This is a genomic window from Pseudomonas fluorescens (assembly GCF_001623525.1).
In the GTDB taxonomy this organism is placed as follows: Bacteria; Pseudomonadota; Gammaproteobacteria; order Pseudomonadales; family Pseudomonadaceae; genus Aquipseudomonas; species Aquipseudomonas fluorescens_Q.
On record NZ_CP015225.1, the window covers coordinates 5363865 to 5390700 of the forward strand.

Annotated in this window: 24 protein-coding genes, 1 pseudogene and 1 riboswitch; of the genes and pseudogenes, 13 read left to right on the plus strand and 12 right to left on the minus strand. The window is 61.2% G+C overall.

Annotated features, from left to right (window positions below; genetic code table 11):
- Positions 1-26: 26 nt before the first annotated feature.
- Positions 27-623: a YceI family protein gene (locus TK06_RS23190; protein ID WP_063323987.1), complete on the plus strand. Its 597-nt coding sequence runs from the start codon at positions 27-29 to the stop codon at positions 621-623.
- 240 nt (positions 624-863) lie between these two features.
- Here the strand turns inward: TK06_RS23190 and TK06_RS23195 are convergent, their stop codons facing one another.
- The 4 genes and pseudogenes from TK06_RS23195 to ahcY form a co-directional block, all read right to left on the minus strand.
- Positions 864-2732, minus strand: a complete 1869-nt coding sequence (locus TK06_RS23195; RefSeq protein WP_063323988.1) for a DEAD/DEAH box helicase — start codon at positions 2730-2732, stop codon at positions 864-866.
- 261 nt (positions 2733-2993) lie between these two features.
- Positions 2994-3775 (minus strand): annotated as a pseudogene (locus tag TK06_RS23200) (substrate-binding periplasmic protein).
- A 210-nt stretch (positions 3776-3985) separates the two neighbouring features.
- Positions 3986-4831 carry a methylenetetrahydrofolate reductase [NAD(P)H] gene (metF, locus tag TK06_RS23205; RefSeq protein ID WP_063323990.1) on the minus strand — a complete coding sequence of 282 codons (846 nt, stop codon included), beginning with the start codon at positions 4829-4831 and terminating at the stop codon, positions 3986-3988.
- 167 nt (positions 4832-4998) lie between these two features.
- On the minus strand, positions 4999-6408 hold the full coding sequence (gene ahcY / locus TK06_RS23210; RefSeq protein WP_063323991.1) for an adenosylhomocysteinase: 1410 nt from the start codon (positions 6406-6408) through the stop codon (positions 4999-5001).
- A gap of 23 nt (positions 6409-6431) precedes the next feature.
- Positions 6432-6539: riboswitch (S-adenosyl-L-homocysteine riboswitch) on the minus strand.
- Positions 6540-6730: 191 nt separating this feature from the next.
- Here ahcY and TK06_RS23215 point away from each other — a divergent pair.
- Together TK06_RS23215 and TK06_RS23220 are read left to right on the plus strand one after the other, a co-directional pair.
- Positions 6731-7132 (plus strand): acyl-CoA thioesterase, encoded by a 402-nt coding sequence (locus TK06_RS23215; RefSeq protein WP_003206420.1) that lies wholly within the window; start codon positions 6731-6733, stop codon positions 7130-7132.
- Between the two features lie 87 nt (positions 7133-7219).
- Positions 7220-8101, plus strand: a complete 882-nt coding sequence (locus TK06_RS23220; protein WP_063323992.1) for a formate/nitrite transporter family protein — start codon at positions 7220-7222, stop codon at positions 8099-8101.
- 38 nt (positions 8102-8139) lie between these two features.
- On the opposite strand, the gene TK06_RS23225 is transcribed toward TK06_RS23220, so the two are convergent.
- Positions 8140-10083: a patatin-like phospholipase family protein gene (locus TK06_RS23225; RefSeq protein ID WP_063323993.1), complete on the minus strand. Its 1944-nt coding sequence runs from the start codon at positions 10081-10083 to the stop codon at positions 8140-8142.
- A gap of 243 nt (positions 10084-10326) precedes the next feature.
- Positions 10327-11487, minus strand: coding sequence for an MFS transporter (locus tag TK06_RS23230; RefSeq protein WP_063323994.1), 1161 nt, complete (start codon positions 11485-11487; stop codon positions 10327-10329).
- 194 nt (positions 11488-11681) lie between these two features.
- Here TK06_RS23230 and TK06_RS23235 point away from each other — a divergent pair, with 194 nt between their 5' ends.
- Positions 11682-12515: an EamA family transporter gene (locus tag TK06_RS23235; RefSeq protein ID WP_063325210.1), complete on the plus strand. Its 834-nt coding sequence runs from the start codon at positions 11682-11684 to the stop codon at positions 12513-12515.
- A 52-nt stretch (positions 12516-12567) separates the two neighbouring features.
- A complete protein-coding gene (locus tag TK06_RS23240) occupies positions 12568-12951 on the plus strand; it encodes an MAPEG family protein (protein ID WP_063323995.1) in 384 nt (127 codons plus the stop codon).
- 81 nt (positions 12952-13032) lie between these two features.
- Here the strand turns inward: TK06_RS23240 and mltA are convergent, their stop codons facing one another.
- Positions 13033-14220 carry a murein transglycosylase A gene (mltA, locus tag TK06_RS23245; protein WP_063323996.1) on the minus strand — a complete coding sequence of 396 codons (1188 nt, stop codon included), beginning with the start codon at positions 14218-14220 and terminating at the stop codon, positions 13033-13035.
- Positions 14221-14347: 127 nt separating this feature from the next.
- Here mltA and TK06_RS23250 point away from each other — a divergent pair, with 127 nt between their 5' ends.
- Complete coding sequence (locus tag TK06_RS23250) at positions 14348-14797, plus strand: c-type cytochrome (RefSeq protein WP_063323997.1); 450 nt, start codon at positions 14348-14350, stop codon at positions 14795-14797.
- Between the two features lie 62 nt (positions 14798-14859).
- Here TK06_RS23250 and TK06_RS23255 read toward each other — a convergent pair whose 3' ends face one another.
- Together TK06_RS23255 and ligB are read right to left on the minus strand one after the other, a co-directional pair.
- Positions 14860-15255: a DUF1090 domain-containing protein gene (locus TK06_RS23255; protein WP_063323998.1), complete on the minus strand. Its 396-nt coding sequence runs from the start codon at positions 15253-15255 to the stop codon at positions 14860-14862.
- 90 nt (positions 15256-15345) lie between these two features.
- Entirely contained in the window at positions 15346-17019 is a 1674-nt protein-coding gene (ligB, locus tag TK06_RS23260) for an NAD-dependent DNA ligase LigB (RefSeq protein ID WP_063323999.1), read from the minus strand.
- A 206-nt stretch (positions 17020-17225) separates the two neighbouring features.
- Between ligB and TK06_RS23265 the strand changes: the two genes are divergently transcribed.
- Positions 17226-17846 (plus strand): LysE family translocator, encoded by a 621-nt coding sequence (locus TK06_RS23265; RefSeq protein ID WP_063324000.1) that lies wholly within the window; start codon positions 17226-17228, stop codon positions 17844-17846.
- Between the two features lie 215 nt (positions 17847-18061).
- On the opposite strand, the gene metK is transcribed toward TK06_RS23265, so the two are convergent.
- The 3 genes from metK to TK06_RS32485 are packed head-to-tail and all read right to left on the minus strand — an operon-like array spanning position 18062 to position 20529.
- Complete coding sequence (gene metK, locus TK06_RS23270; protein WP_003177547.1) at positions 18062-19252, minus strand: methionine adenosyltransferase; 1191 nt, start codon at positions 19250-19252, stop codon at positions 18062-18064.
- A gap of 19 nt (positions 19253-19271) precedes the next feature.
- Complete coding sequence (locus tag TK06_RS23275) at positions 19272-20267, minus strand: ArsR/SmtB family transcription factor (protein ID WP_063324001.1); 996 nt, start codon at positions 20265-20267, stop codon at positions 19272-19274.
- Between the two features lie 31 nt (positions 20268-20298).
- The gene (locus TK06_RS32485) at positions 20299-20529 is read right to left on the minus strand and encodes a hypothetical protein (protein WP_139197653.1); all 231 of its coding nucleotides are present in this window, start codon (positions 20527-20529) and stop codon (positions 20299-20301) included.
- 30 nt (positions 20530-20559) lie between these two features.
- Here TK06_RS32485 and tkt point away from each other — a divergent pair, with 30 nt between their 5' ends.
- The 6 genes from tkt (at position 20560) to fba (ending at position 26821) form a co-directional block, all read left to right on the plus strand.
- Positions 20560-22557 (plus strand): transketolase, encoded by a 1998-nt coding sequence (gene tkt, locus TK06_RS23280; protein ID WP_063324002.1) that lies wholly within the window; start codon positions 20560-20562, stop codon positions 22555-22557.
- Positions 22558-22705: 148 nt separating this feature from the next.
- Positions 22706-23761: an erythrose-4-phosphate dehydrogenase gene (gene epd, locus TK06_RS23285; RefSeq protein WP_063324003.1), complete on the plus strand. Its 1056-nt coding sequence runs from the start codon at positions 22706-22708 to the stop codon at positions 23759-23761.
- Positions 23762-23785: 24 nt separating this feature from the next.
- The gene (locus TK06_RS23290) at positions 23786-24949 is read left to right on the plus strand and encodes a phosphoglycerate kinase (protein WP_063324004.1); all 1164 of its coding nucleotides are present in this window, start codon (positions 23786-23788) and stop codon (positions 24947-24949) included.
- A gap of 31 nt (positions 24950-24980) precedes the next feature.
- On the plus strand, positions 24981-25205 hold the full coding sequence (locus tag TK06_RS23295) for a hypothetical protein (RefSeq protein ID WP_063324005.1): 225 nt from the start codon (positions 24981-24983) through the stop codon (positions 25203-25205).
- Positions 25206-25261: 56 nt separating this feature from the next.
- On the plus strand, positions 25262-25594 hold the full coding sequence (locus TK06_RS23300; RefSeq protein WP_063324006.1) for an MliC family protein: 333 nt from the start codon (positions 25262-25264) through the stop codon (positions 25592-25594).
- Between the two features lie 162 nt (positions 25595-25756).
- Positions 25757-26821 (plus strand): class II fructose-bisphosphate aldolase, encoded by a 1065-nt coding sequence (gene fba, locus TK06_RS23305; RefSeq protein ID WP_003177554.1) that lies wholly within the window; start codon positions 25757-25759, stop codon positions 26819-26821.
- The last annotated feature ends 15 nt before the right edge of the window (positions 26822-26836 follow it).

Genomic DNA, 26836 nt, shown 5'->3' on the forward strand with positions numbered 1-26836 from the left:
ACCTCGACTCCAAAGGAATAGAAAGCATGTTGAAAAAGACGCTCGCCGCCCTGGCAATCGGTTCTGCCCTGCTGTCGGCCGGCCAGGCCATGGCTGCCGACTACGTGGTCGACAAGGAAGGCCAGCACGCCTTCGTCGACTTCAAGATCAGCCACCTGGGCTATAGCTACATCACCGGTACTTTCAAGGACATCGACGGCAAGTTCAGCTTCGACGCCGCCAAGCCAGAAGACAGCAAGATCGAGTTCAACGTACGTACCGCCAGCGTGTTCACCAACCACGCCGAGCGCGACAAGCACATCGCCAGCAAGGACTTCCTGGAAGTGTCCAAGTACGCCGATGCCAAGTTCGTGTCCACCAGCGTCAAATCCACCGGTAAGAATGCCGCTGGCAAAGAGACTGCCGACGTGACCGGCGACCTGACGCTGCACGGCGTGACCAAGCCAATCGTGGTCAAGGCCACCTTCCTGGGTGAAGGCAAGGATCCATGGGGCGGCTACCGTGCCGGCTTCGAGGGCACCACCAGCATCAAGCGTTCGGACTTCGGCAAGATGATGGACCTGGGTCCACAATCCGACGCCGTTGAGCTGTACATCTCGTTTGAAGGTGTCAAAGCGAAGTAACCTTCGCACTGACAAAAAACGCCCCTGGTCTTGCGATCAGGGGCGTTTTTTATTGCGCGGATTCGGGCAACACAGAGAATCCTGTGGGAGCTTGCTTGCAATGGCGTCTTACCGGTCGACTTGATGTTGACTGACATACCGCTATCGCGAGCAAGCTCGCTCCCACATTTGGAATTGTGTTGGACCAAAAAAAAGCCCCAGGTCGTGAGACCTGGGGCATTTTTCAAGGCTTGGAAAAACTCAGCGATTGCGTGTCAGCAATGCCGGTTTTTCGCCCCGTGGACGGCTTGGCAGTTGATCCAGCTGTTCAGGCGTCGGGAAACGATCGGCTTTCGACTCCTTGTGCATGATCTTCGGCTGGTTGCTGCGCGGGTTCTGCACGGCGGGTTCCTGACGAGGCTGGTCCTCACGGGCCGGACGGCGCGGGCGGGTGTCATCACGGCGAGCCTGACCGTCACGCGGGGCACCGTTGCGTGGGCCGCTGCGCTTGGCCGGTGGCGTGCCGGTGGACGAGCCGTTGCTGTTGCGCGGGCCATTCTGGCGGCCTTGTGGCTGGCCGCTGCGCGGCGCGCCTGCAGCTGCACCCTGTGCCGGGGCACCCGGGCGACGACCACGGCCCTGGGCCGGTTTCTGCTGGGGCACGTAGTCGACGCGGTTACCGAAGTTATCGATATCGTCGTCCAGGAACTCGTCCGGGGCACGATCAGCCGCGGCGCGCGGGGCTGGACGCTGCTGTTCACGGGCTGGCGTGCCTTCGCGGGGCTTCTGTTCGCGGGCTGGGCGTTCGCCGCGGCCGTTGCTGTTGCTGGCTGACTTTTCCTTGCCCTTGTCCTTGCCTTTGTCTTTGCGGCCGCCACCACCACCGCTGCCATTCGGACCGTCGCCACGCGGGCCACGGGCATTGCGCGGATTGCGCACGTCCGGACGTTCGCGCACTTCAGGCTTCTCGGCCTCGATGGTGCTGGCATCGAAGCCCATCAGGTCGCCGTCGGCAATTTTCTGCTTGGTCATGCGCTCGATGCTTTTGAGCAGCTTTTCTTCGTCCGGTGCGACCAGCGAGATCGCTTCGCCCGAGCGACCGGCCCGGCCAGTACGGCCGATACGGTGCACGTAGTCTTCATCGACGTTCGGCAGTTCGAAGTTGACCACGTGAGGCAGTTGGTCGATGTCCAGGCCACGGGCCGCGATGTCGGTGGCCACCAGGATGCGCACTTCGCCGGCCTTGAAGTCGGCGAGGGCTTTGGTGCGGGCGTTCTGGCTCTTGTTACCGTGGATCGCCACAGCCGGCAGGCCATGCTTGTCCAGGTATTCGGCCAGGCGGTTGGCGCCGTGCTTGGTGCGGGTGAACACCAGGACCTGTTCCCAGGCACCGGCGGTAATCAGGTGCGCCAGCAGGGCACGCTTGTGGCTGGCCGGCAGGCGGAAGACGCGTTGCTCGATGCGCTCGACCGTGGTGTTCGGTGGCGTGACTTCGATGCGCTCCGGGTTGTGCAGCAGCTTGCCAGCCAAGTCGGTGATGTCCTTGGAGAACGTCGCCGAAAACAGCAGGTTCTGACGCTTGGCGGGCAGGCGAGCGAGGACTTTCTTCACGTCATGGACAAAGCCCATGTCGAGCATGCGGTCGGCTTCGTCCAGCACGAGGATTTCCACGTGGGACAAATCGACGCTGCCCTGGCCGGCCAGGTCCAGCAGGCGACCGGGGCAGGCCACCAGTACATCGACGCCACGGGACATGGCCTGGACTTGGGGGTTCATGCCCACGCCGCCAAAAATGCAGGCGCTGACGAACTTCAGGTCGCGAGCGTAGACCTTGAAGCTCTCGTGTACCTGGGCCGCCAGTTCGCGGGTTGGGGTCAGGACCAGTACGCGCGGTTGGCGCGGGCCATGACGCTGGGACTTGTCTGGGTGACCGTTGGGGAACAACCGCTCCAGGATCGGAAGGGCGAAACCGCCGGTTTTACCAGTACCTGTCTGCGCCGCGACCATCAGGTCGCGACCTTGCAACACGGCGGGAATGGCCCGCTGTTGCACGGGGGTAGGCTGGGTATAGCCGGCGGCTTCGATGGCGCCGACTAAAGCCTCGGAGAGACCGAGGGAAGCAAAGGACATGAGTAATCCTGTTTTAGTGAGGGCCTGGCCCAATGGGATAGTCTTGCCTGGCGCGAATGACGTTCAACATGGAAACGTCATCCCGTCCGGTCCTGCCGGGTCTGAAAGACGGGTCCGGACAGGGCTCGCGCGGGCTGGAAGCTGCGCTGTAGCGGTGTCGGGATGCCTTTTGCAAGACCGGGCGTCCGGGCGTGAGCCTGGCGGGAAGGCCGGAGTATAACAGAGCAAACGCCGTGCGCCGCTTTCCTGCTGCTCAACGGTTTATTTCAACGTTGACCCAGGCCGGGCGAGATGACCTTGGCCACTGGGCCGGCACCGTAGCGGGCGCTCAGTTCGGCATAGGCGGGTTCGCGCTTGAAACGCTTGAGTTCGGCACTGAAGCGTTGCACCAGCAAATCCATCCCGGCATTGCGCCGCACCGCCAGGTATTGGCTTTGGCGGCTCACGACCATCGGGTTTTCGGTAATCTGGTCGCCCAACTGCATGTGTTCGAGCACATGTCGGCCCACCCTGCGGTCGGTGATGAGCAGGTCGATGCGTCCCAACTGCAACTTGCCGAAATTGGCTTCGTGGGTTGGCGCCGTTTCCCGGGTGAACAGGGTCGACTCACTGAAGGCCTGGCTGTAGAGATAACCGGGTGAGGTGCCGACGGTCAGGCCGCGCAGGTCATCGAGCGTGCGAAACGGATGGGGCCGGGCATTGGCGTAGAACATCACGAACTCTACGTCCGACAGCGGTTCGCTGGGGTAAAGCAGCATGGCATCGCGTTCATCGCTGTGGAAAATGTCCAGCGCACCGTCCGCCAACCCCTGCTCCAGCATCACCAGGCAACGCTTCCACGGCAGGAACTGCCATTCCACGTCGATACCCAGGCGCTTGAAGACAATGGCCGTGGTTTCGTAGTCCAGGCCCAGCATCTTGCCGTTCTCTTCGTAGACATACGGGGCCCAGGGTTCGGTGACAATGCGCAACTTCTCGGCCCGGGCAGTCATGCTCAGGCACAAGAGGAGAAGGGCTGTCAGTAACCGGGCAATAACGGGCATGGCCTGAGGTTACGACGAGAACTCCTCAAATAGCTAGAGCGCTCTGGCTCGCGCCTTAGTTGCCTTTTACTTGCAGTCGGTGCAGATCGAAGGCTTCGCGGTATTTGTCCCGAGGCAAACACATCCATTCGGGGCCGAAGACCCTCACGACAACTGGATAAAAAAAGGCCCTGGTTTTCACCAGGGCCTTTTGTACCACGGTATGGGCTGTTAACGCGGCAGCTTGAGGTTGTTCCATACCGCCAGGCTGGCTTCGGCCTGGTTCAGGGTATAGAAGTGCAGCCCCGGGGCTCCACCTTGCAACAATCGCTCGCACATTTGCGTGATGACTTCCTCGCCGAAGCTTTGGATGCTCGACGTGTCGTCACCATAAGCTTCCAGTTGCTTGCGGATCCAGCGTGGGATTTCTGCACCGCAGGCGTCAGAGAAGCGCGCCAGCTTGCTGTAGTTGGTGATCGGCATGATCCCCGGTACCACAGGAATGTCGACGCCCAACTTGCGTATGCGCTCGACGAAGTAGAAATAACTGTCGGCGTTGAAGAAGTACTGGGTGATCGCGCTGTTGGCGCCAGCATTGGCCTTGCGGACGAAGTTGCGCAAATCGTCTTCGAAATTGCGCGCCTGGGGGTGCATTTCCGGGTATGCCGCGACTTCGATATGGAAGTGCTCGCCAGTTTCTTCGCGAATGAACTCAACCAGGTCATTGGCGTGGCGCAGCTCGCCGCTGGCCATGCCCATGCCTGACGGCAGGTCGCCGCGCAGGGCAACGATGCGCTTGATGCCAGCGGCCTTGTACTGGGTCAGCAGGCTTCGCAGGTCGTCCTTGCTGTCACCCACGCAAGACAGGTGAGGGGCGGCCGGGACTTTGACTTCGCTTTCAAGCTGCAACACGGTGTTCATGGTGCGGTCACGGGTCGAGCCGCCGGCGCCATAGGTGCAGGAGAAGAAGTCGGGGTTGTAGCTGGCCAACTGACGGGCAGTGGCGATCAGTTTTTCATGCCCAGCATCGGTCTTCGTCGGGAAGAACTCGAAGCTGTAGCGACGGTCTTGGGACATGGTCATATCCTTGGAAACTCGTAGGCCGGTGAGGCGCTCAGGCTTGTGTGGGAGCGAGCTTGCTCGCGATTGCCATCGCCTCGCTCCGGCAGTTGGGCCGAGGTGTCTGCATCGCGAGCAAGCTCGCTCCCACAAAGAGCCGGCTCCCCCTGGGGGAGCCGCGCCGATCAGTAGCGGTAAGCGTGCGGCTTGAACGGGCCTTCGACGGTCACGCCGATGTAGTCAGCCTGTTGCTTGGTCAGCTTGGTGACCACGCCGCCGAAACCGCGGACCATTTCCAGGGCCACTTCTTCGTCGAGTTTCTTGGGCAGTACTTCCACGGTCAGGCGCTCGGCTTTCTGGGCCGGCGACAGGTCGGCGTATTTCTGGCCGAACAGGAAGATCTGGGCCAGGACCTGGTTGGCGAACGAACCGTCCATGATGCGGCTTGGGTGGCCGGTGGCGTTGCCCAGGTTAACGAGGCGGCCTTCAGCCAGCAGGATCAGGTAGTCGTCGTTCTGTGGGTCGAAGCTGCCGGTACCGGTGCGGTGAACCTTGTGCACCTGTGGCTTCACTTCTTCCCATGCCCAGTTCTTGCGCATGAAAGCGGTGTCGATTTCATTGTCGAAGTGACCGATGTTGCAGACCACGGCGCGCTTCTTCAGGGCCTTGAGCATGTTGGCATCGCAGACGTTGACGTTGCCGGTGGTGGTCACGATCAGGTCGATCTTGCCCAGCAGGGCCTTGTCGATGCTGGCTTCGGTGCCGTCGTTGATCCCGTCGATGAACGGCGAAACCAGTTCGAAACCGTCCATGCAGGCTTGCATGGCGCAGATCGGGTCGACTTCGGACACCTTGACGATCATGCCTTCCTGACGCAGGGACTGGGCCGAACCCTTGCCCACGTCACCATAGCCGATCACCAGCGCCTGCTTGCCCGACAACAGGTGGTCGGTGCCGCGCTTGATGGCGTCGTTGAGGCTGTGACGGCAGCCGTACTTGTTGTCGTTCTTGCTCTTGGTCACCGAGTCGTTGACGTTGATGGCCGGGATCTTCAGTTCGCCCTTGGCCAGCATGTCCAGCAGACGGTGCACGCCAGTGGTGGTCTCTTCGGTCACGCCGTGGACGTTTTCCAGCACGGCCGGGTACTTCTTGTGCAGCAGCTCGGTCAGGTCGCCGCCGTCGTCGAGGATCATGTTGGTGTCCCATGGCTGGCCATCCTTGAGGATGGTCTGCTCCAGGCACCACTCGTACTCTTGCTCGGTCTCGCCTTTCCAGGCGAATACCGGGATACCGGCGGCAGCGATGGCGGCAGCGGCCTGGTCCTGGGTCGAGAAGATGTTGCAGGACGACCAACGTACTTCGGCACCCAGGGCAACCAGGGTTTCGATCAGCACGGCGGTCTGGATGGTCATATGGATGCAGCCGAGGATTTTTGCGCCCTTCAATGGCTGTTCGCCAGAGTACTTGCGGCGCAGGCCCATCAGGGCTGGCATTTCGGATTCGGCGATGATGATTTCGCGACGGCCCCAGGCAGCCAGGGACATGTCGGCGACTTTGTAGTCGGTAAAATCGGCAGGCGTGATAACAGCGCTCATGAAGAGTCTCCATTCGTAATGTATGCGAATGGGCGCCGTTGTGCGTTTTAGTGTCCGTGCGGGGAGCCCCGTACAAACAACGCCCCATCCGAGCCTGACAGGTCGAGCCTGCTGCAGCGCCCCTCGGACAGGTGGCGGGAACGGTCCAACGGGTGGACCGGGTAAAGCGGTGGCGATTATAACGGGCTAATCGGATCTTCCAAAAGGGTTTCTGTCGGCAAATCGAAATTGCCGATGATCGTCATAGGGCCCGCGACGTAGAGCCGGGCAGCCTGGTCTGCCATGATGCAGGCATTCATCGGCCAGACGCTCAGGAGTGAACATGAATTTCCACACCCGCAAATGGGTCAAGCCCGAAGACCTCAATCCCAATGGCACGCTGTTCGGCGGCAGCCTGTTGCGTTGGATCGACGAGGAGGCGGCGATCTACGCCATCGTCCAGCTGGGTAACCAGCGCGTGGTCACCAAGTACATCTCGGAAATCAATTTCGTCAGCGCTTCGCGTCAGGGCGACATCATCGAGCTGGGTATCACCGCCACCGAATTTGGCCGTACTTCCATTACCCTGACCTGCGAGGTGCGCAACAAAATCACCCGCAAGAGCATCCTGACCGTAGAGAAGATGGTCTTCGTCAACCTCGGCGAAGACGGCTTGCCGGCGCCTCACGGGCGGACCGAGATCAAGTACGTCAAGGATCAGTTCAAAGATGCTGTCGTCGAGTGAGATCGATAGCGGTTTCAGGCCCAGGTGACTGAACAGCTCCGAACGCCGCGTGTCGTAGGTACATCACGCCACCGGTTCAGGAGCTGTATGGACACCCACAAAGACGGCAAGACCCCTGACCTTTCGGCCCAGGAGCAGCACGAAGTCGACCGCAACCAGCCGCCACGGGCCGCGGTGCTGCATGAAATCATCCGCACCCAGGGTAATCAGGAATTGGAGCGCAGTATCGCCGCGCTCTGGTGGTCGGCCCTGGCGGCTGGGTTGACCATGGGCCTGTCGCTGATGGCGATGGGCTTGCTCAACTCCCGGTTGCCGGACCACGAAGGCTTCAAGGTGATCGCCAGTTTCGGTTACTGCGCCGGCTTTCTCGCGGTGATCCTCGCCCGCCAGCAGTTGTTCACCGAAAACACCCTGACCGCCGTGCTGCCGATCATGAGCAAACCCACCCTGGGCAACTTCGGTCGACTGTTGCGGCTCTGGGGCGTGGTGCTGGTGGGTAACCTGTGTGGCACCTTGCTGGTGGCCTACGTGATGCTGCACCTGCCGATTTTCGACCCGCGCACCGACCAGGCCTTCCTGGAGATCGGCCGCAAGGTGATGGAGAACGACACCGGCCAGATGTTCGCCAAGGGCATCATTTCCGGCTGGATGATCGCCACCATGGTCTGGATGATCCCATCCATGGAAAGCGCCAAGATGTGGATCATCACTCTGATTACTTACCTGATGGCGCTGGGGGATTTCACCCACATCGTCGTCGGCTCGGCCGAGGTGTCGTATCTGGTCTTCGCCGGGCAGTTGTCGTGGGAGGACTTCTGGATGGTGTTCGCCGGGCCGACGTTGGCGGGGAATATCATCGGTGGCAGCTTTATTTTTGCGCTGATCAGCCATGCGCAGATTCGCAGTGAAGTGGGCTTGCCCAAAGATAAAGGCGCTGCTGAACCAGCGCGTCGCATCGACCCGGAGTAGGCGGGAGCCGGTTCATAGGCTCCCGGTGGGCGTGGCGGCTATTTGAATTGCATGTCGCGCAGTGTCTGGCGGGTTGTCGACTTCGGATTGAGTAGCCCCGTGGAGCGCGACCTGTACTTCGCGATGACCCGTTCAAGTGAATTGTTGAACGCGATCTTCTGCTCTAATGAATTCTTGGACGCCTTTGGATCTTGCACTTCCTGCAATTCCCGGATGGCCCCGTTGATCAGCTTGATGTTCGTATTGGGCTGGCCGCTGAGAAAGCGCGCAGGACTCAGTACGTGTTGCACGACGTTACGGGCGCGGGTGGCAACGTCCTGCTGGTGCATTTGCTCGACGGCCTGCTGGGTCACCACGGAAATGCCGCTGGGCGCGCCTTTGTCCCATTCGGCGGCGGCCTGCAGGAACTGCATGAAGTCCGGGTCATTGCCGTGATTGAGGCGTTTTGCCAGCCATTCCAACTGGTCGGGTTGATCCGCAAGCTGGTCGAGGGCCCGGATGGCCATGTGCATCTCTGGCGTGGGTTCAAGCTTGGAGGACGTTTCGTTGGCTGTCTTGATCGCTTTCTTTAATTCTTTCAGCGCCACTTGTGCGTGCCGCCTGAAGGCGATCACCTCGGCGCAGGCTTCGTCGTGCTCCAGCTCTGCGCTTAGCTGCTCTAACGTTTCGTCGTCAAACGCCAGCAGGGCCTCCCTGATCGAGGCAAACGAATAGGTTAGCTGAGTGGCGTTGCGCTCGTCCAAATGGGTTTGGACAGCCTTGCGCAGTTCTTCCTGAAGAAAATTCTTTGTCTTCTTGGACATACTGAAATTGACCGTTCCATTCAACAGGTCGGAGTAATTGCCTGTTTTGAATATCAGCGGCACGACGACAGTATGTTCGGCAAAACGCTTCAGTTGCTCGGCATTCCACACAGAGCTGGCCGTATGGGGAGCCTTGAGAAGTCTATCGATCAGGGCTGACATGCCCGTACCCCGCTGGGGTCCCTGGTCTGATTCTTCGGCCTCGAATACCAGGATCAAGTGTTCGCCGTCCGGGATCGGGCTCATGGCGGTAACCGGGTTATAGATAGCGGGTACCGGTGTATTGTTCAGGATGCCACCGTCGGCAAATGCCGTGGTGGTGCCCATGGGTTGGAACGGCTGCCCTTGCAGGGTCGGCTTGCTGAACACCACTGGCAGCGACGCGGAGATATGCGCTGCCACGGCAATGTCCATATCCGGGGTCAGGTCGGCGCTGAAGACCACCGATTGCGTGCCTTCCTCGAACATGGCGGTGCCGGTCATTTCTAACGTCTTGATCTGCGGGATCTCTTTGCTCAGGACCGCCAGGTCGGCAAAAGTGACGTATTTTTTCACTTGCACTTTGGCGACGATTTCTAAGGCCTCCTTGGAAAGTGGAGTCTTGGCTTCGGCACAACGCTGTAGAAACGCCGCGCAGGATTCCTTTCTGATCAGTTCCTCCAGCGGTATCCCCTTGGAGCCCAGACGTGGCAACAAATCACAGAGCAATTGCGCCAGCGGAATATTTTTCAATTGCTCGCCCAATTTCGATAACCTGTTCTGCCAGATGGAAACCTCGGGCTTGCTGCTGTTGAGCAACTCAACGAGGGAGATGTCATCGGAGATCCTGTCGAAGCCCGCATGACTCATGCCGCTGGCGAGTAAAGCGGCCGATATCGCCCCCGCAGAGGCACCTGAAATCTTTTCGATTAGATCCATGACACCGTTGGCTTCGAGTGCATCGACGAAGCCGGAATAAGCCACCCCCTTGGCACCACCGCCACTCAGGACCAGTATTGTGATGGTAGGCCGATTCATACTGACTTGGACGCTACCGTCCTCATTTCGAACGAGGGTGATCGACCGGTCTGTCGCGCCGCAGACCAACTGTTGGGGGCCTTCAGGGGAAGCTTGTTCGGCAAGCAGGTGTACGTTTTCATAAACGCGAAAGGAGGGGGTGTGTTGCGAGATCTCTAGCATTCTGGTTCGTTCCGTGTACCCAAGAGGTGGAGACGAACTGTAAGCAATATCTGAAGGCTAATTGCGTTGTGACTCAACTGGACAAATATCCGCCGGCTGCAAACGGCAGTCGGCGAATCTCGATGAGAAGCGCTCTAGAACAAGGCTTCTAGACGGTCGGTAAAACAGCTCGCACGCATGAGGACAAAATCCTACTGAAAGCGTCGCCCATTCGCTCGCGGGCCGGGTAGGTTTCTCAGGTGATCAAACAGCCACCGCCGCCAAGCGTCGTTGTCGATGAATAAAGAACAAGGCCGTCAATACCGTGAGGCCGCCGACAGCGGCCCCCGTCCACGGCAAGTCCGCCAGATCAGCCCCACTGGCCACCACCAGCCCACCGATCCATGCTCCGGCCGCGTTGCCGAGGTTGAAGGCGCTCTGGTTCAAGGTCGAGCCGAGGTTCGGCGCCTCAAAGGCCTGGTCGATGATCAGCAATTGCAGGATCGGGCACAAGGCGAAGGCGAAAATACCCCACAACACCAGGGTGATTGCCGCCGGAATCACCGACTGGCTGGTCTGGCTGAACGCGGCGAGCACCAGCACCACGGCCAGGGCCATGCCTACCAGCGAGGGCAGCAGGCGCCGGTCGGCCAGGCGTCCGCCGAGGAAGCTGCCCGCCGTCAGGCCGACCCCGAACAACAGCAGCATGACGGTGATGCCATGGGGGCTGACGCCGGTGATGTCTTGCAGGATCGGCGCGATGTAGGTGAATACGCTGAACAGGCTGGTGGAGGCCAGCACGCTCATGCCCAGGGCCAGCAATACGTTGGCCTTGCCCAGGACCTTGAATTCGCTGGCCAGGTTGGCTTTGTCCATGGGGATGTCCTTGGGCAGCCAGACCCATTGGGCAATGGCGGCGATTACGCCGATCACCGACACCGCCCAGAAGGTCGAGCGCCAGCCGGCGTATTGGCCCAAGGCTGTGCCCAGCGGTACGCCCAGCACATTGGCCAGGGTCAGGCCGGTGAACATCATCGCAATCGCCTGGGCCCGTTTGTTCGGCGCCACCAATCCGGCCGCCACCACCGAACCGATGCCAAAGAAGGCGCCGTGACACAGCGCGGTGATGACCCGGGCGGCCATCAGCGTGGCGTAGTTCGGCGCCAGGGCGCAGAGCACGTTGCCGAGGATGAACATCAGGGTCATGCCCAACAGCGTGGCCTTGCGTGGCATGTTGGCGGTGCCAATCGCCAGGATGGGCGCGCCGAACACCACGCCCAGGGCGTAGCCAGTGATCAGCAGCCCGGCCTGGGGAATGCTCACGGCCAGGTCACGGGCGACATCGGGCAATAGGCCCATGATGACGAATTCAGTCGTGCCGATGCCGAAAGCGGCGACGGCCAAAGCAAGCAAGGCGAGTGGCATGCGCAGGGTCTCTGTCTGTAGTCTTGACGCTCTGATCAGGCATACGCATGCCGGCGTCCTGGTTCGAACGAACAGGACAGCAGCAGAATTATTGGAATAGGCTTATGCGCAACTGAGTGCGGCGTGGTCGCTAGCAGTATAAACGGCTGCCGATGGATGGCGAATCAATTCTCTGAATGGATAAGGAGCGTGCCGTGCTTGCAACGGCCTTGGTGTTGGTAGCGGCGCTGTTGCATGCGGCATGGAATACGCTGATCAAGTTCAGCGGCGAGCGTTTGCTGGTGGTGGCTTGCATGGACAGCGTTGCGTTGCTGTTCGTCGCCTTGGCCCTGGGCTTCGTGGCACTGCCGCCGTTGGCGATCTGGCCGTGGATCCTGGCTTCGGCGGCGTTCGAGCTGCTCTATCGCTATTTGCTGATCCAGGCGTATCGGGTCGGCGACCTGGGGTTGGTCTATCCGCTGATGCGCGGCCTGTCGCCGCTGGTGGTGCTGGCCCTGACTTTCATCTTTGCCGGTGAAGCGCTGACCACCCAGCAAATCTTCGGCATCCTGCTGATCCCGTTCGGCATGCTCTGCCTGTTATGGCAGGGAGGTGGCGGGGCGCGGTTGCCCTGGTCGATGCTGCCGGTGGTGGCGCTGATCGGCCTGTGCATCGGTTGCTACACCTTCATTGACGGCCATGCCTTGCGACGCTGGTCCCATCCGTTGGATTACCTGGTCTGGGTCACGCTGCTCAGCGCCTGGCCATTCCCGTTGCTGGCGTTGGTAGGCAAGCGGCCGGCGTTCATGCGGTTCTGGCGTGAGCAGTGGCGGCTGGGGTTGGCGGTCGGATTCTGCGTGTTATTCAGCTACGCTCTGGTGCTGTGGGCCATGCAACTGGGCTCGATCGCCGAAGCGGCGGCCCTGCGGGAGATCAGCGTGATCCTGGTGGTGCTGTTCGGCATGCGTTACTTGAAAGAACCTTTTGGTTTGCCGCGGCTCTTAGCCTGCGGGCTGGTGTTGGTTGGCATGCTGGTGATGAAGTTCTGACCGGCGCCCGAACTCGCGATTTTCTATAAAACTCAAAGAAGGAACTGCGTCAATGACGGTTGCCCTGTGGTGTATTTTGATTGCCTTTCTCCTGCCTTACCTGTGCGTCGCCATTGCCAAGATCGGTGGAAGATACAGGCTGGCAGATAACCACGACCCTCGGGACTTTCTGGACACACTCGAAGGCGCTCCCCGGCGGGCATACGCGGCGCAACTGAACAGCTTTGAAATCAGCCCGTTTTTTGCCGCCGCCGTGATCGTCGCGCACCTGGCCGGCAATGCCGAGCTGGTGACCATCAATGTGCTGGCGGTGCTGTTCATCACCAGTCGCCTGCTCTACATCATTTGCTATCTGGCTGACTGGGCGATTCTGCGTTCGCTGGTGTGGTTCGTGGGGGTGGGGTTGGTGTTGAGTTTCTTCTTCGTTTCTGTCTGAACCTGGCGGCGGAATCCCGGAGTCGGTGCTGGCCCCATCGCGAGCAAGCTGGCGATGGGGCCGACACAGTCAGCCCATTCCCTAGGGATTGGCGGTAACCGTATTCGCCACCTGTGGTACTTGCGGCAACGCCATGCCCTTGGGCCAGAACATCCAGATCTGCCCCTGTTGCTTCATGTCCCCGGCCAGTTGTCCGGCCGCCTCGCCTGTGCCCCAGAACAAGTCCGCCCGCACTTCGCCGGCAATTGCACCGCCAGTGTCCTGGGCGGCGACGGGCCGGTTCAATGCGCTGCCGTCGGGTCGGGTGGTGGATAGCCAGAGCAGGCTGCCCAGCGGAATTACCTTGCGGTCCACCGCCACGCTGTAGCCGGCTGTCAGCGGTACATTCAGCGAGCCTCGCGGTCCTTCGTTGCTGTCGGGGTTACGGTTGAAGAACACGTAGCTGGGGTTGCTGCCCAGCAATTCGGGAATACGGTTCGGGTGGGCCTTGGCCCAGGCACTGATGGCGCCCATGGTCACGTCTTCTTTCTTCAACTCGCCCTGTTCAACCAGCCAGCGCCCGATGGGACGGTAAGGGTGGCCGTTCTGGTCGGCATAACCGATGCGCAGCTGGCGGCCATCGGCGAGTCGAATGCGTCCCGAACCCTGGATTTGCAGGAATTGCAGGTTCATGGGGTCGGTCAGCCAGGCGATGATCGGTGCCTTGACGCCGTTGGTTTCGATGGTGGCCGCGTCGTCGTATGGCTTGAGCACGCGCCCTTCGAGGCGGCCACGCAGGCGTTTGCCCTTGAGTTCAGGGTAAATGCTGTCCAGCGACACAATGATCATGTCCTCCGGCACACCGTAGACAGGGATATTCGCCGTGGCGGTCTGGGTGAGGCTGCCGGGGTAGACCGGCTCGTAGTAGCCGGTAATCAGGCCATTGGGGCTGTTGTCCCCCGAGCGCAGGCCATAGACGTCCAGGTTCTGTTTCAGGAAATTGCGTACATCCTGTGCGGTTTGCGGCACATTGGCCGCCGCCGCGCAGGTCGGCCCCCAGTTCGCGTCGGCCTTGAGCCGGGTGCAAGCGCTGCGCCAAGAACCGAACCCGGCCAGCAGGTCTTCATCGGACACCGCCGGCAAGGCCTCCCACGGTACGCTGACATAGGTGGCGAGGGCGTGGGTCTGAGGTTCTTCGACCTTTTCGCCGCGATTGCAACCGGCCAACAGTGCGATCAGCGGTAGGGTCAACGCCAGGCCTTTGTGCCAGGTCTTGAAGCGGCTGTTCATGAAGATTTCCCTTGCAGTCATTCGAACGCTGTCTAGGGCGCCTGAATAACCCGTATTGTTGATAAGGCCATTGGTCTTTGCCGATGACCCGAGGATACTAACCGCCGTTTCCTGCCCCGAGGCCAAGATGTTTGTAAAACGATTTTCCATGGCAGTGCTGGCTTGCCTGATGTTGTCCGCCTGTGGCGGCGTCGATCCCAATTCTCCCCTTGGCCAGCGCAAGGCGATCTTCAAGCAGATGCTCAAGACCAACGAAGAATTGGGCGGCATGTTGCGTGGCCGGGTCCCGTTCGATGGCCCACGATTTGCCGAAGGCGCGGCGCAACTGGATCAACTCTCCCATGAGCCGTGGAAACATTTCCCGCAAGTGCGCGAGCAAGACCACACCAGCGCCCGGGATGAAGTCTGGCAAAAGCAGGCGCGTTTCCAGGAAATGGCCCGCCACCTTGAAGCCGCCACCGGTGAATTGGTGACCGCCAGCAACGTTCAACCCTACAAGGCCAGTTACTTGGGGCCGGCGGTGCAAAAGGTCGAAGATGCGTGCAGCGCCTGCCATAAAGAGTTTCGCGATCATTGAATGAAAGCAGCTTCAAGCTTCAAGCGGCAAGCTCAAAGCTCCACACTTGCAGCTTGCAGCTGCTACTGATCCAACTCATCCACCGCTTCCTGCAGTTCCTTGCGGGAGGCTGCCAGCTTGTCCTTGCGTTTGTTGATCCGCTCGGCGTCGCCTTTCTTCATGGCCTTTTCCAGGTCGGCCTGACGCCGACTGACCTCGTGCTTGGCATCGAGCACCTTGTTTTCACGCTCCTTGCGCAAGGACGCATCGGTGCAATGGCTGGTGACTTCGTCCAGCGCCGTTTCCAGGCCTGCCTGCTGGTCCTGGTTGCCACGGGACTTGGCCAGTTCGATCTGGTTGATGATGCCCTGGCGCTTGGCCGCGCAACCGGTGAGCTCCGGGGTTTGCTCGTCCGCCATCAAGGGGGCGGCCATGGCACTGCATAAGACCAGCAGGGCAACGGGGGACAGGAAATTCATAGCAACTCCGTAAAAAATCTCGAGCGGTCGGTACAGATGCGCTGTTGGAACGCATGCTTGCCCCTTGGGTTCAACCGCACAGGGCCCGGATTAAAAACCGTCGACCCCGGCAGTGCGTAATACGTCACTCAAGGCCTGTACCTGCGGGTCGCGAAAAAATGCGCTCAGTTGCGCGGCGCGTCCCGGTCCGATACCGGCCTCGGCTTGCCATTGTTCGGTGCTGCGCTCGACCAGCACCTGCCACGGCCCTTCCAGCCGGGCCTCACCAGCGGGCGGCAGGCCCAGGGCCTTGAGCCATTGCGCGAAAGGGCGTTGCCGGGCGCTGTGCAGGCTGGCGAGCAGGCGGGTGCTGCTGTGTTCGCCGAAGCCGGCAATATTAGCAAGCTCGGCGGCATCGAGGGTCATCCAATCCAGCAATCCGTCGAGTCGTCCGGCGGCCAGCAGCTTTTCCCAGGTGCCCGGGCCGACGTGGGGCAGGGCAAGCCCTTGTTTGCCACTGAGCCAGCCCAGTCGTGCGAGGAACTGGCTTTCACAGCCGGCTGTCGGTTGCCAGCAACTCAAGAAGTGATAGTCGGTTTGCGCAGGGACGTTGAGGTCCTGCCGCTCGGCGCTGCGCAGCACGACGCTGTCGAGTCGTGGGATGGTCAGCCCGGCCAGGCTGATAGCGACCCGGTCGCCGGGACGAATGTCCATTTCCTTCCAGCGCTTGAGGGAACTGACGCTTACCCGGCGAATCCACCGGTCGTCGAGCCGGATGCGTTCAAGCTCCAGTACGGGCGTGATGCGTCCGGTACGACCGACCTTGAAGTGCACCTTGCGCACTTCGGCCAGCGCTTGGGCATACGGGTATTTCCAGGCCGCGCTCCAGAACGGCGCCCTGGCCTGCCAGCGGTCGGCGGATGGGCGGCGGCTCTGGTGCAGGACGATCCCGTCGCTGGCGAATGGCAGCGGTGTGCGGTACCAATGGTCGCGCCAGTGTTCGGCATCGGCCAGAACCTGGACAGGCTGGTTGTAATGGAGCGTGTCAGCGAAGCCCAGTTCATTCAGCGCGGCCATCCGTTCCGGCAGGGTGGCCGGCCCTTCAGGCCAGTCCCAGACAAACAGGCCAATGTCTGCCGCCTCCTGCGCCGTCATGTTCGTGCGCGCCATCAGGCCCGCCACGGTCCCCCGGGCGTTGAGGCTGCCGCTGCTGGCCTGGACATGGGTGAGCAAGCGCCAATACAACTCGCCTTGGACGACCAGGTCCAGAGGCTGGCGCAGCCGTTGTGGGATGGCGCCGATCTTGCGCGCATTCGGGGTCCAGTCGTGCCCTTGCACGCCATCGCCGCGGCTGATTGCCTGATGCAGGCGACCCTTGCGATAGGCCAGGGTTACCGCCACGCCATCGACTTTCGGTTGCGCCCAGACGTCCTTGCGACCCCGCAACCAAGCCCCCACGGCGTCGGCGTCCTTAAGCTTTTCCAGCCCGGTGTGGACCACGGGGTGCGGTATCTTCCCGCCCGCTGAGCGCAGCGGATCGTCGGGCGCTGCGAGGTTGAAGCAGTGGCGCCATTGGCCCAACTCTGTGCGGGATTGATCATACAGTTCATCGGCCACCAGCGATTGGCCGAGGCGGTGATAGCTGTCGTCCCAGGTGTCGATTTGCTGTTGCAGCGCGGCGATCTCGGCCTGGGCGCGTTCAGTGGGCCAATCGGGGCAGGGCGCGGCGAGCGCAGGAATGGCAATGAAGACAAGACAGGCGAGTGCATACAAAAACGGTGGCATCGAAGCATCCTTGCTTGGTTGAGTACTGAAGGCTAGCCACCGTCCCGGAAGTTGCGAGGCCCGGAGCGTTACCGGATTTTGCGGGGCTTGGTGGCAAAATCGCGGCGGTACAGTGCGAGGCGATTTAGCCGCGCAACTGTGCCTTGTCCTCGTCAACGGCCGGCGCAGAATGGACTTTCGATTCGCCGCTGCCTGGAATGCTCCCGATGGAACTGTCGACGCTCGCTGTTTTCATCCCGGCCTGCTTCGCGCTGAACATGGCGCCGGGGCCGAACAACCTGCTGTCCATCAGTAACGCCTCGCGTTATGGCTTCGTCCGAGCGTGCAGTGGCGGCATTGGTCGATTGCTGGCATTTGCGATCATGATCGCCCTGGCAGCAGTGGGGCTTACCGCCGTGCTGCACACCTCGGAGTTGCTGTTCCTGGGGATCAAGCTCGTCGGTGCCGGTTACCTGTTCTATTTGGCGGTGCAATTGTGGCGGGCCCAGCCCGAGGCCGGCAGCGAAGCCATGGTTGCGTCGATGAGCCGGGCCGGCCTGGCACGCCAGGAGTTCCTGGTGGCGATCGGCAATCCGAAGGCGATCCTGTTGTTTACCGCGTTCCTGCCGCAATTCGTAGACCGTACAGGCGCCGTCACCCAACAATTCGCCGTGCTGGGTGGTTTGTTCCTGGCACTGGAGTGCATCGCCATCGGCTTGTATTGCTACATGGGCATTTACGCGCGACGGCTATTCGCCCGGCCCAGTGGCAAGCGCCTGTTCAATCGGATGTGTGCGGGGCTGTTGGCCAGTGCGGCGTCGTTTTTGCTGGTGGCACGCAGGACCTAACTTCACTGAGGATCCCCTGTGGCGAGGGAGCTTGCTCCCGCTGGGTTGCGAAGCAACCCCAACTAACCAACCAGGCAACCCAATACTCCTGAGGGTTGCAGGGGGGGCGCTTCGCACCCCAGCGGGAGCAAGCTCCCTCGCCACAGGGTTATCTTTGGCACAAAAAAAGCCCCTGGAGACCCAGTCGCCAGGGGCTTTTTCTTTACGCGCCGGTATTACAGGCCGGCAGCGGCGCGCAGGGCGTCGGCGCGGTCGGTTTTTTCCCAGGTGAACGTGGTGAAGGTATCGTCACCCACGGTCTTGGTCTGCGGCGTACGACCGAAGTGGCCATAGGCGGCAGTGTCCTGGTACATCGGGTGCAGCAGGTCGAGCATGGTGGTGATGGCGTATGGACGCAGGTCGAACACTTCACGGACCAGGTTGATGATCTTGTCATCACCGATCTTGCCGGTGCCGAAGGTATTCAGCGAGATCGACGTAGGCTGGGCCACGCCAATGGCGTAGGACACCTGGATCTCGCAACGCTCGGCCAGGCCGGCGGCGACGATGTTCTTGGCGACATAACGGCCGGCGTAGGCCGCCGAGCGGTCAACCTTCGATGGGTCCTTGCCGGAGAACGCGCCGCCGCCGTGACGGGCCATGCCGCCGTAGCTGTCGACGATGATCTTGCGACCGGTCAGGCCGCAGTCGCCCACCGGGCCGCCGATGATGAACTGGCCAGTCGGGTTGATGTGGAACTGGGTGTCCTTGGACAGCAACTCGGCAGGCAGCACGTGCTTGACGATCAGCTCCATCACGCCTTCGCGCAGGTCTTTGTAGGACACGTCAGGGTTGTGCTGGGTCGACAGGACCACGGCATCGATACCCACCACCTTGCCGCCTTCGTAACGGCAGGTCACCTGGGACTTGGCGTCCGGGCGCAGCCAAGGCAGCAGGCCGGATTTGCGGGCCTCGGCCTGACGCTGGACCAACTGGTGCGAGAAAGTGATCGGGGCCGGCATCAGCACGTCGGTCTCGTTGCTGGCGTAGCCGAACATCAGGCCCTGGTCGCCGGCGCCCTGGTCTTCAGGCTTGGCCCGATCAACGCCTTGGTTGATGTCGGGAGACTGCTTGCCAATGATGTTCATCACGCCACAGGTCGCGCCGTCGAAGCCGACGTCGGAGCTGTTGTAGCCAATGCCGAGGATCACGTCGCGGACGATCTGTTCCAGGTCGACCCAGGCCGACGTGGTGACTTCGCCGGCGATGATCGCCACGCCCGTTTTCACCAGAGTCTCGCACGCCACGCGGGCGAACTTGTCTTCAGCAATGATGGCGTCCAGCACCGCATCAGAAATCTGGTCGGCGATTTTGTCCGGATGCCCTTCAGACACGGACTCGGAGGTGAAAAGGGAGTATTCGCTCATCTCGATGTTTTCCTACAAGTTACCGTTGGTGAGTGTCGCCAGTCGGCCGCTGAAAGTGGCGAACCTGGATCTGGAAACCATTGCGTAAGCCTACATAGAGGCTTTCCCCGGGCACGAGGCCCGCAGCGGTGGCCCAGCGGGCCAGGTCGTCCTGTTCGAATCCGAGCCAGAGATCGCCACAGGCCTCCCTGGCCCAGCTCTGGTTGTGACTGCATAACTCCGTCACCAGCAGGCTGCCGCCCGGTTGCAGCAGGCCGGCCATGTGCCTGAGTGCATCGGCCGGCGCGGCGAAATGATGCAGCACCATGTTCAATACCACGCAATCGGCCTGCAAGCTCATGCCATCCAATGCATCGGCCAGTTGCAGGCTGACATTAGCCAGGGTCTCGCGTTCACACACCTGGCGCGCCAGTTCAAGCATGGCCGGGCTGTTGTCCAGCGCCGTCACCTGGCTGAAACGCTGCGCCAGTTCCGGCAGGAAAGCACCATCACCGGGGCCGACTTCGATCGCCGTGGCCGTGGCTTCGAAGCTTAGTTTGTCGAGCAGTGCCACGACGCTTTCGCGGTATTGCGGCAGACCGGCGATCAGGTCTTGCTGGGCGCGAAATTTCTCGGCGACCCGGGCGAAAAAGTCCTGGCTGGCGGCGGCCCGTTGCCCGTGTACCTGGGCGATGCGAGCCTGCACGTCCGTCGGCAGGTTCAGCGTGTCCACTTCGTCCAGCAGCGCGGCGTGCAGCTTGCCGCCCAGCAGGTCGGTGTGGGGCAGGGCGCGGCGATAGAAAATGGCGTTGCCTTCCCGGCGGGTCGCCACCAGGTCCGCTTGGGCCAAGACCTTGAGGTGGTGGCTCATGCCGGACTGGCCGATGCCGAAGATCTGCGCCAGTTCCAGCACGCCGAACGAGTCGTTGGCCAGGGCGCGCAATACATTGAGCCGCAACGGATCGCCGCCGGCCTTGCAAAGGGCCGCCAGCTCATCGCAGTCGTCATGGCGAATGGAAGGCGCAGGTAAGTTCATAGTGCGGCAGTCTGTTTCATAGTGGGGCAGTCTAGTGAGGGGTTTGGATCACCGCAAGTTCAATATCAAAAAGTTTTGATATTGCTGGATAAATGGCACTTCCCAGCCTGTGCTTGACTCTACAAGCCATCAGCGGAAAGGTTTCACCTGGTGAATGCGACTTTATCTGCCGGAAAAACGCCCAAGGATGACTATCTGTCATTGCCCCGGGGCGGGTGGGTGAGGGAAAATGCTCGCCTTTTTTCAGTTCCATTTTATTCATTCTCGATTCAATACCCGCAGGAGAACAGCGATGCCCAGCCGTCGTGAGCGTGCCAATGCCATTCGTGCCCTCAGCATGGATGCCGTGCAGAAAGCCAACAGCGGCCATCCCGGTGCCCCCATGGGTATGGCGGATATCGCCGAGGTGCTTTGGCGCGACTACCTCAAGCACAGCCCGAGCAACCCAGCCTTCGCCGACCGTGACCGTTTCGTACTGTCCAACGGTCACGGCTCGATGTTGATCTACTCGCTGCTGCACTTGACCGGCTACGACCTGTCGATCGATGACCTGAAAAACTTCCGTCAACTGCACAGCCGCACCCCGGGCCACCCGGAATACGGCTACACCCCAGGCGTGGAAACCACCACCGGTCCATTGGGCCAGGGCTTGGCCAACGCCGTGGGTTTTGCATTGGCAGAAAAAGTCCTGGCGGCGCAATTCAACCGCCCCGGCCATAACGTCGTCGATCACCATACCTACGTATTCCTGGGTGATGGCTGCATGATGGAAGGCATTTCCCATGAAGTCGCCTCCCTGGCCGGCACCCTGGGCCTGGACAAGCTGATTGCTTTCTACGACGACAACGGCATCTCCATCGACGGCGAAGTCGAAGGCTGGTTCACCGACGACACCCCCAAGCGCTTCGAAGCCTACAACTGGCTGGTGATCCGCAACGTCGACGGCCACGACCCGGAAGAGATCAAGACCGCCATCGAGACGGCCCGCAAAAGCGCCCAGCCGACCCTGATCTGCTGCAAGACCACCATCGGTTTCGGCTCGCCGAACAAGCAAGGCAAGGAAGACTGCCACGGCGCGCCATTGGGTGCCGAGGAAATCGCCCTGACCCGTGCCGCGTTGAAGTGGAACCATGGCCCGTTCGAAATCCCGGCCGACATTTACGCCGAATGGGATGCCAAGGAAAAAGGTCGCGCGGTCGAAGCCGAATGGGATCAGCGTTTCGCCGCGTATTCCGCCGAATTCCCTGAACTGGCCAATGAACTGGTGCGTCGCCTCAGCGGCGAGCTGCCGGCCGACTTCGCCGAAAAAGCCTCGGCGTACATCGCTGAAGTCGCCGCCAAGGGCGAAACCATCGCCAGCCGCAAGGCCAGCCAGAACACCCTGAACGCCTTCGGCCCGTTGCTGCCGGAACTGCTGGGCGGTTCGGCCGACCTGGCCGGTTCCAACCTGACCCTGTGGAAAGGCTGCAAAGGCGTCAGCGCTGAAGATGCCAGCGGCAACTACATGTACTACGGCGTTCGCGAGTTCGGCATGAGCGCGATCATGAACGGCGTGGCGCTGCACGGCGGCCTGGTGCCTTACGGCGCGACCTTCCTGATGTTCATGGAATACGCCCGCAACGCCGTGCGCATGTCGGCGCTGATGAAAAAACGCGTCCTGTATGTGTTCACTCACGACTCCATCGGCCTGGGTGAAGACGGCCCGACTCACCAGCCGATCGAGCAACTGGCGAGCCTGCGTTGCACGCCGAACCTGGACACCTGGCGCCCATGCGATGCCGTGGAATCGGCGGTGGCCTGGAAATACGCGATCGAGCGTAACGACGGCCCGTCGGCGCTGATCTTCTCCCGCCAGAACCTGCAGCACCAGAACCGTGATGTCGACCAGATCGGCGACATCGCTCGTGGCGGCTATGTGCTCAAGGACTGCATCGGCGAGCCTGAGCTGATCCTGATCGCCACCGGTTCCGAAGTCGGCCTGGCCGTCCAGGCCTACGACAAGCTGACCGGGCAGGGCCGCAACGTGCGCGTAGTGTCCATGCCTTGCACCAGCGTGTTCGATGCCCAGGACGCCGGCTACAAGCAAGCGGTGTTGCCGCTGCAGGTCAGTGCACGGATCGCCATCGAGGCTGCCCATGCCGATTACTGGTACAAGTACGTGGGCCTGGAAGGTCGCGTGATTGGCATGACCACCTACGGCGAATCGGCGCCTGCGCCAGCGCTGTTCGAGGAATTCGGTTTCACCCTGGAAAACATCCTGGGTCAGGCTGAAGAGTTGCTGGAAGACTGATCCGCAAACAGGTTGTCTGTTCTGTCGCCATCGCGAGCAAGCTCGCTCCCACAGGGATTTTCACAGATCCTGTGGGAGCGAGCTTGCTCGCGATAGCGGTGGCTCAGACGACACTGCCTTAATGGATTCAACCAGGTCAGAGAACCCCATGCCCCAACCGCGTCCCTACAAAGTTGCACTCAACGGCTACGGCCGGATTGGTCGTTGCGTCTTGCGTGCGTTGTTCGAGCGAGGGGCCAAGGCCGGGTTCGAGATTGTGGCCATCAACGATCTGGCCGACATGGCCAGCATCGAATACCTGACACGCTTTGACTCCACCCACGGCCGGTTTCCCGGCGAAGTGCGGGTCGAGGGCGATTGTCTGCATATTAACGGCGATTGCGTGAAGGTCTTGCGCAGTGCCACCCCCGAAGGCATCGACTGGGCGTCCCTGGACGTCGATCTGGTGCTCGAGTGCTCTGGCGCCTACCACACCCGCGAAGACGGCCAGCGTTTTCTCGCTGCCGGCGCGCCACGGGTGTTGTTCTCCCAGCCGATGGCCAGCGAAGCGGACGTGGACGCCACCATCGTCTACGGTGTGAACCAGGATTGCCTGACCGGCGACGAACTGCTGGTGTCCAACGCGTCCTGCACCACCAACTGCGGCGTGCCGCTGTTGCGCCTGCTGGACCAGGCCATTGGCCTGGAATACGTGTCGATCACCACCATTCACTCGGCGATGAACGACCAGCCGGTGATCGACGCCTACCACCATGAGGACTTGCGCCGTACCCGTTCGGCGTTTCAATCGGTGATTCCGGTGTCCACTGGTCTGGCGCGCGGCATTGAACGGCTGCTGCCGGAACTTGCGGGGCGAATTCAGGCCAAAGCCGTGCGGGTGCCGACGGTCAACGTGTCCTGCCTCGACATTACGATGCAGACCGTGAGCGATACCGACGCCACCGAGGTCAACCGGATCCTGCGCGAAGCCGCCACCAGCGGTCCGCTCAAAGGCCTTCTGGCCTACACCGAGTTGCCTCATGCCAGTTGTGATTTTAACCATGACCCGCATTCGGCCATCGTCGATGCCAGCCAGACCCGTGTTTCCGGGCCTCGGCTTGTGAACATCCTGGCCTGGTTCGACAACGAATGGGGGTTTGCCAACCGAATGCTGGATGTTGCCGAGCATTACCTGCAAACCGCTTCAAAAAAACCTGCTCTCTAAACAGTTACCCAGGAATTGCGACCCATGACCGTGTTGAAGATGTCCGACCTCGATCTGCAAGGTAAGCGCGTACTGATCCGCGAAGACCTCAACGTCCCCGTCAAGGACGGTGTTGTCACCAGCGACGCGCGTATCCTGGCTTCGCTGCCGACCATCAAGCTGGCCCTGGAAAAAGGCGCGGCCGTGATGGTCTGCTCCCACCTGGGCCGTCCGACCGAAGGTGAGTTCTCGGCGGAAAACAGCCTCAAGCCTGTGGCCGATTACCTGAGCCGTGCCCTGGGCCGCGATGTGCCATTGGTGGCTGACTACCTGGGCGGCGTGGACGTGAAGGCCGGCGATGTCGTGCTGTTCGAAAACGTGCGCTTCAACAAGGGCGAGAAAAAGAACGCCGACGAACTGGCCCAGCAATACGCCGCCCTTTGCGACGTGTTCGTGATGGACGCCTTTGGCACCGCCCACCGTGCCGAGGGTTCGACCCACGGCGTGGCGAAGTTCGCCAAAGTCGCCGCAGCAGGTCCGTTGCTGGCTGCTGAACTGGACGCACTGGGCAAGGCCCTGGGCTCCCCGGCCCAGCCGATGGCCGCCATCGTTGCCGGCTCCAAGGTCTCCACCAAGCTGGACGTGCTCAACAGCCTGAGCCAGGTCTGCAACCAGTTGATCGTCGGTGGCGGCATCGCCAACACCTTTCTCGCCGCTGCGGGTCACCCGGTCGGCAAATCCCTGTACGAACCGGACCTGCTGGACACCGCTCGGGAAATCGCCGCCAAGGTCAGCGTACCGTTGCCAGTGGACGTGGTCGTGGCCAAGGAATTCGCAGAAAGCGCCACCGCCACTGTCAAGCTGATCGATGACGTAGCCGAGGACGACATGATCCTCGACATCGGCCCGCAAACCGCAGCCAACTTCGCCGAACTGCTGAAGTCTTCCAAAACCATCCTGTGGAACGGCCCGGTCGGCGTGTTCGAGTTCGACCAGTTCGGCAACGGCACCAAGGTGCTGGCCCAGGCTATCGCCGACAGCGCTGCGTTCTCCATCGCAGGTGGCGGCGACACCCTGGCGGCCATCGACAAATATGGCGTGGCCGAGCAGATCTCCTACATTTCTACGGGCGGCGGCGCATTCCTCGAGTTCGTCGAAGGCAAAGTGTTGCCAGCCGTGGAAGTCCTGGAAAGCCGGGCCAAGGCCTGAAGCTGCGTTGACCAGGCAAAGGAGTGTTCTGATGGTCAAGACGATCCCGTTGCTGTTGGCGGCGACGATGCTGGTGGCCTGCTCAAGCGGCCCGCAGGCTCCGGCCCCGCAACCCGGCACGCCGACGCCTGAAGATGGCTGTTACCAGGCCGACTGGCAGGCCGAGACCAACCCGGTGCTGAACAAGCGTTCCGGGCCGGACGGCCTGGACAAATACGAGACGCAAACCCCGACCAAGGAACATGGCTGTCCTTGACGGGTCTGACTCTTAACTCATGGCTGGCGGCGTGTGCCGTCAGTCGAGGAACACGGATGAAAGGCTTGATCGCCGTCGTGGCGTTGGTATTGCTGGGCGGTTGTGCGCAGTTGGACTTTTTACACTCGTCCGAACCTGTTGAAGGTTGGACGACCTGGACCTGTGACAGCGAGGCCAAAGTGCTCTGGCGCTACACCGATACCGCCCACAAGGAAGTCGACGTGCGCCTCGGCGGTGCCGATAAGGTTTATCGCCTGAAGCTTGAGCCGGGTGCTGAAGGTTCGCTGTACAGCGACGACATGCTGGCGTTTCACGTCAAGGGTGAGGAAGGCCTGGTGTATTGGGTCGCCACCAATGACTTGATTGGGCGGGGTTGCAAGGCCAATTGATCCACGGAGACCCAATGTGGGAGCGGGCCTCTATAGTTTTGAGATTTTGTTTCACCGAACACGCAGGCCGGGGCCGACCCCCGATCCGCAATGACTTGAATAGCCGCCGCCGCTCCGGCAGGCTGGCACGATTAACGACCCTCGACCGGGAGAGACACACTAATGGCACTTATCAGCATGCGTCAGATGCTGGACCACGCAGCCGAGTTCGGCTACGGCGTTCCAGCCTTTAACGTCAACAACCTTGAGCAGATGCGCGCCATCATGGAAGCCGCTGACAAGACTGACTCTCCGGTGATCGTCCAGGCTTCGGCCGGCGCCCGTAAATATGCCGGTGCGCCATTCCTGCGTCACCTGATCCTGGCGGCGATCGAGGAATTCCCGCACATCCCGGTGTGCATGCACCAGGACCACGGCACCAGCCCTGACGTCTGCCAGCGCTCCATCCAGCTGGGCTTCAGCTCGGTGATGATGGACGGCTCCCTGGGCGAAGACGGCAAGACTCCGACCGATTACGAATACAACGTGCGCGTCACCCAGCAGACCGTTGCCATGGCCCACGCCTGCGGTGTCTCCGTGGAAGGCGAACTGGGTTGCCTGGGCTCGCTGGAAACCGGCATGGCCGGTGAAGAAGACGGCATCGGCGCCGAAGGCGTGTTGGATCACAGCCAGATGCTGACCGACCCGGAAGAGGCTGCGGACTTCGTCAAGAAAACCCAGGTCGACGCCCTGGCCATCGCCATCGGCACCAGCCACGGCGCCTACAAATTCACCAAGCCGCCTACCGGCGACGTACTGGCCATCGACCGCATCAAGGAAATCCACAAGCGCATCCCCAACACCCACTTGGTGATGCACGGTTCTTCCTCGGTACCGCAGGAGTGGCTGGCGATCATCAACCAGTACGGCGGCGACATCAAAGAAACCTACGGCGTGCCGGTTGAAGAAATCGTCGAAGGCATCAAGTACGGCGTGCGCAAGGTCAACATCGACACCGACCTGCGCCTGGCCTCTACCGGTGCCATGCGTCGTTTGATGGCGACTAACCCGAGTGAGTTCGATCCGCGTAAGTTCTTTGGCGCTACTGTGACGGCCATGCGTGATGTGTGCATTGCGCGTTATGAGGCGTTTGGGACGGCGGGTAATGCTTCGAAGATCAAGCCGATTTCGTTGGAAGCGATGTATCAGCGGTATTTGAAGGGTGAGTTGAACGCTAAGGTCAACTAAGGCTTCAGTGGTGTG